This is a genomic window from Salinivibrio sp. IB643 (genome assembly GCF_001996105.1).
Lineage (GTDB): Bacteria > Pseudomonadota > Gammaproteobacteria > Enterobacterales > Vibrionaceae > Salinivibrio > Salinivibrio costicola.
Window position 1 is genome coordinate 1 of sequence record NZ_MUFF01000059.1, and the last position, 4,988, is coordinate 4,988.

Annotated in this window: 4 protein-coding genes; 2 read left to right on the forward strand and 2 right to left on the reverse strand. The window is 51.4% G+C overall.

All coding sequences use genetic code 11. The features are described from left to right. Together BZG77_RS14110 and BZG77_RS15260 are read left to right on the forward strand one after the other, a co-directional pair. On the forward strand, window positions 1-2,306 hold a 2,306-nt coding region (locus tag BZG77_RS14110), incomplete at its 5' end, for a type I restriction endonuclease subunit R (protein ID WP_108743995.1). After that, a complete protein-coding gene (locus tag BZG77_RS15260; RefSeq protein ID WP_077647701.1) occupies window positions 2,306-3,094 on the forward strand; it encodes a M48 family metallopeptidase in 789 nt (262 codons plus the stop codon). The genes BZG77_RS14110 and BZG77_RS15260, both read left to right, overlap by 1 nt. Before the next feature lie 511 nt (window positions 3,095-3,605). On the opposite strand, the gene BZG77_RS14120 is transcribed toward BZG77_RS15260, so the two are convergent. Next, entirely contained in the window at window positions 3,606-3,863 is a 258-nt protein-coding gene (locus BZG77_RS14120) for a hypothetical protein (RefSeq protein ID WP_077647702.1), read from the reverse strand. A gap of 71 nt (window positions 3,864-3,934) precedes the next feature. Continuing rightward, window positions 3,935-4,333, reverse strand: coding sequence for a YkvA family protein (locus BZG77_RS14125; protein WP_077647703.1), 399 nt, complete (start codon window positions 4,331-4,333; stop codon window positions 3,935-3,937). Between the last annotated feature and the right edge of the window lie 655 nt (window positions 4,334-4,988).

A 4,988-nucleotide genomic window follows, 5' to 3' on the forward strand; every position in this document is an offset into this window, starting at 1 on the left:
GCCGCGCCTTGCTGCTCAGCGACGCATTGAAGAACTGCCGGATCATCGTGGTCACCGACCGAGTGGATCTGGAGAAACAGCTGTCCAAGACTTGCCGCGCCTTGCTGCTCAGCGACGCATTGAAGAACTGCCGGATCATCGTGGTCACCGACCGAGTGGATCTGGAGAAACAGCTGTCCAAGACTTTCCTGACCGGCGGGGCCTTTGGTGGCGATATCGCCGGCAAGAAGAGTGGCGATTCACTCGCCAAGACCCGCTCCGGTAAAGATCTGGCCAAGCGCATCGGCCAGGGCAATGACCGGATCCTCTTCACCATCATCAACAAGTTTGCCTCAGCCGCTAAACAGCCGGAGTGCTACAACCCCTCCGAGAACATCATCGTCATCGTCGATGAGGGGCACCGGAGCCAGGGCGGTGAGAACCACCAGCGCATGCGCCTGGCCCTGCCTAATGCGTCGTTCATTGCCTTTACTGGTACCCCGCTTTTGGACAAGGAAAAAAGCGAAACTGCCGAAAAGTTCGGCGCCATTATCCACGCCTACACCATGAAGCGGGCCGTGGAAGATGGGACGATTACCCCGCTGTTGTATGAAGAGCGCAAGCCGCTGTTAAACGTGAACCAGGAGGCCGTTGATACCTGGTTCGAGAAAGTCACAGCGTCCTTGTCGGACAACCAGAAAGCTGACCTCAAACGCAAGTACGCCAAGCAGGGCCAGATCTATACTGCCGAAGACCGTATCAAGCTCAATGCCTTCGACATCAGCGTGCATTTCAGCGAGAACTTTAAAAAGGCCGGACTGGAGCTGAAGGGCCAACTGGCGACGGACAGCAAGCTCAGCGCGATCCGCTACAAGAAAGCGCTGGATGATCTGGGCCGGGTGACCAGTGCCATCGTGATTTCTGCCCCGGACACCCGGGAGGGYCACACWGAGGTGGATGAGACYAGCCTGCCGCTGGTGCAGGAATGGTGGAAGAAAAACGTCACGGGCGATCCGGAGGACTACGAGAAGACCATTATCGAGCACTTCGGTACCGACGGGCCGCCGGACATCCTGATCGTAGTGGACAAGCTGCTGACCGGCTTCGACGAGCCCCGGAACGCAGTGCTCTACATTGATAAGCAGTTAAAGGGACACAATCTTATCCAGGCCATCGCCCGGGTTAACCGCCTGCACCCACAAAAGCGCTTTGGCTACCTGATTGATTACCGGGGCATCCTCAAAGAGCTGGATACCGCGATCCGCGACTACCAGGACTATGAGCACCAGACTCAGGGCGGCTTTGCCATCGAGGATATCGAGGGCCTGTACGCTAACGTAGATACCGAATATAAAAAGCTGCCAGCACTGCACGACCGGCTCTGGCGCTTCTTCAGTCACATTGATAACCGACTGGATCAAGAGTCCTACCGCCAGGTGTTCATGCCCAAGTACGAGACGGATGAGGACGGCGTGGAGATGGATAGCCGGCAAGCGTTACGGGAAGACTTCAACGAAGCGTTGACCGAGTTTGGTATGTGCTTGAAGACCGCTCTCTCCACCCAGAGCTTCTTTGAGGATAAGGCGTTCTCTGARGMGGATATTCGCCGGTACAAAGCGGATCTGAAGTGGTTCGCCGAGCTGCGGAAAATCGTGCGTATGGATGCTCAGGAAACTGTCGAYTACTCCGCCTACGAGGGCCAGATCCGGGATCTGATYGACCGGTACGTGACGGGCGTTGATGTTGATAGAAGTGAAGACGCAGTGGTGATTGAATCGATTAGCGAAACCCGCCCAGACTATTGGTCAGACGATAAGGCTCGAAACGAAACCGATAAAATCAAAACTCGCACCAAAAAAACCATCGAAGAAAAGCTTGGCGACGACCCCTATGCCCAAAAGGTGTTCTCAGCACTGCTGCAAGAAGCCATCGAAAAAGCCGAATCCATGTTCGACTACCATGCCCAGTTCAARYTGTTCMGYGAYYTGGAAGCCATGGTGGAAGMGCGGGACGTACCCGATTTGCCGACTGACCGGTTCGAGGGTAACAAGCACGCTCAGGCCTACTATGGGGCCTTCAAGCTGGTAGTGGGCGAGGATTTCGCTGCATTGGAAGCCGAAAAGGGCGAACAKCTGATTCAAGAGGCYTTCGAGATCGAYCARGTGGTWAAYCGCGCCGTGGCCGAGAACTCTCTGAATCCGGTCGGTATTGAGCAGGACGTTCGCAAAACGCTCTTGCCAAAGCTGTTCGGCCTCATCGGGCTGGATAAAGCCAAAGTGATGCTCGATGAGGTGGTGCAGATTCTGCGTAATGGAGTCGCCCGTTGATGGCCTCYGTAGAGTCACATCAGGACGAGCAGCCACTGGAGTACGTGTCCCGGTACGGTGACCGGGAGTTCCGGTACCGCCTGTGCTATGTGCCTGAYCACAAGAAAGCCACCATAAGGGTGCATGTGCATCCKAATGGCATGGTGCAGGTGGACGCYCCGGAGTCGGCTCAGCTGYCKGAGATCAAGTCTGCCGTCCAGCGCCGGGCTCGKTGGATTCTAAAGCATTTGGACGAYATTGAAGAGCGCCACCGGGATGTYCGCCCTCGCCAATGGGTGAGCGGGGAGAGCATGCTGTACTTGGGCCGSCGATACGTGCTGAAGGTGATCAACGACCCCAATCAGCAGAAAGTGACCTGCAAGCTCTTAGGCGGGCARTTGCGYGTGCAMGGWAAGRRYGTMAGYCCAGAAMGGACGCAGAARGTGGTAAGCCAGTGGTACCGAGACAAGGCCCGGGACGTGTTCGAGCGACGGCTTAAACTCATGGTCGACAMTCTGCCCTGGACACAAACCCTRCCGCCCTGGCGCATCATGGAGATGCAGACTCAGTGGGGCAGTTGTTCACCCGAGGGCGCAGTGCTCCTGAACCCGCACCTGGTCAAGGCCCCAACCCGGGCCATYGACTACGTGATTCTGCACGAGCTRTGTCATCTGGTGGAACACAACCACAGCCAGCGGTTTTACAACCTGCTGGATCGGTTTATGCCAGAGTGGCGGRCMATAAAAGAAGCTCTGGATGGAAAAGCGGAGATTTTACTTTCGGAAACTGCGTTGCCTGAATTCAGATAATCATTGAACTCATCACGCTAGCGGCGAGCAGATCATCAAAGCCAAGTAYAAAATCAGYAACTGGAAGCAATAYAATCAGGTATTAGTACCTTTTGGGTTRATGACGCCGCTATCTAGGGCAACCGCACGAGCAGGTTATTTTTGAACGGAAATCACACTCTTTGTTAACTCGCTAAGAGTTGAGCTGCGTAAGTCCAGATTTATGCGGTCAACAAACAAACAGGGATAAAAGAAAATCAGCTCCAAGCAACCATCTCACGGTTAATGGTTTGTGAGAATTTACATTGATTCAAGTCATGCGCTCGCCCTGGGGCTGCGTTGAAGTTTTCACTGTGTTTTTCTTGCTGTCAGCTATTCTTTATTAACCCACTCTTGATTATTAGCTAGAGCGGAAAGTGCTTCTTTCCGCTCGTCAAAGTAATTATACCGATCGTAGATCCCTTCAACGCCTTTGAGTTTATGGTTTAAGCATAACCCTTGGTTCTGCTCCGTTAGGGGAACGGATGTCTAATTACTTGCCTGGTGATTGCGGGCCAGCTTTCTGCTTACCTTTCGAGAGCGAGTACACAGCAAAGATACCAATTGGGAGCAATAGTGGCGGAAACGCAATGCAAAGTATGATGGCTCCGACCAATAACGCAATGCCGATGACGACACCAAAGAGATTTCCAAGGAAAGCTAGCAGAGCCTGAAACATTGTTTTAATGAGCGGAATCGCGACGAAGAGTACGAGCAGAACACAGGCGGCTATCGCAATAAAATATAACATAAGTTCTTTTCTCCTATTGAGGGGGTTAACGAATACTACTAAGCATTGTTAATCATTGGCATAACAGAAAGTTATGCATTATTCCAGTTCGCATAGGCCTCTAAATCTGGCCTTGCAATCTCTAGAGCCAATTTGACGACCAGTGCATCATCAAGGTAGCCGACCACTGGTATAACATCTGGAATTACATCTACGGGAGAGACGAAATAGATAACAGCGCCAGTGACTGCTGCAAGTACGTTCCAAGGGACATCTCTATAATTCCCTTTGGCATAATCTGTAACTAAGCCAATCATCAATTTTATGTCTCTCCAAAGACTTTGAAGAGGGCCAGGGGGGTTATCTCCAAACTTGTTGACTTTCGACTGACCTTTCTTAGAGGCATATTCGACGTCGTCGTTATTTACATCCTTTATATCCTTCTCAAATTGCTCCCTGGCTTTTTTTTCTTGTTCGTGTGACATCGCCATATGCGTCTCTCCTTCTTTTTTATCTACTGGCTGAAGTGGCTTGCATTCGTCATGGGAAAACACGCTTGCTATTGTGTGTATCCGCCAATCGGCCAGTATTTAGGCGTGCTAATGTCTATTAGTGTATGGTATGTCGTTAACTGACCTGACCTGAATTAGTGTACCAAGGGCTGTTTTGTTTTTCGTGCGCTGTTGTCCAAACTGTTAGATAAACCATATTTTGTGAACTGGCTGCAAAAATATTGCTAGGGACACAAAGAGGAGTTACTTAGGTAGGCTCTGTGTGACCGATTGGAGCGAGGGCTTATCAACGCCAGTTCAAAATTGACCCACTAACACACTTACTCTGTCCTGTGTGGCAGAGTAGGTGTGTTGGTATGTATGACTGAAGAATAATTGGCGCTACACAGGTCAGATGATCGGTATAACTTCGTTATAGGGAAGAGCCGACTCGTTGGAATTGCGAAACGGAGGATAGAGTAGTTGCCTCTGAAGGCAATAGAGGCAGGTCAGTGATCAGTTAATTGGCTTGTCATCTTACCCGGCATTGATCTGTAGTGGTCAAGAAAAACTGGCCACCAGTTTATAGTTAATCCAGTATTTTTCCTCTGCCACGTTCGGACTCATACCGCTATTATGCTGATGTGGCCTAAGT

What these genes read in the sequence shown, in the direction of transcription:
- BZG77_RS14120 (WP_077647702.1), bottom strand. Translation starts at nt 3,863, where the DNA reads ATGTTATATTTTATTGCGATAGCCGCCTGTGTTCTGCTCGTACTCTTC.
- BZG77_RS14125 (WP_077647703.1), bottom strand. Translation starts at nt 4,333, where the DNA reads ATGGCGATGTCACACGAACAAGAAAAAAAAGCCAGGGAGCAATTTGAG.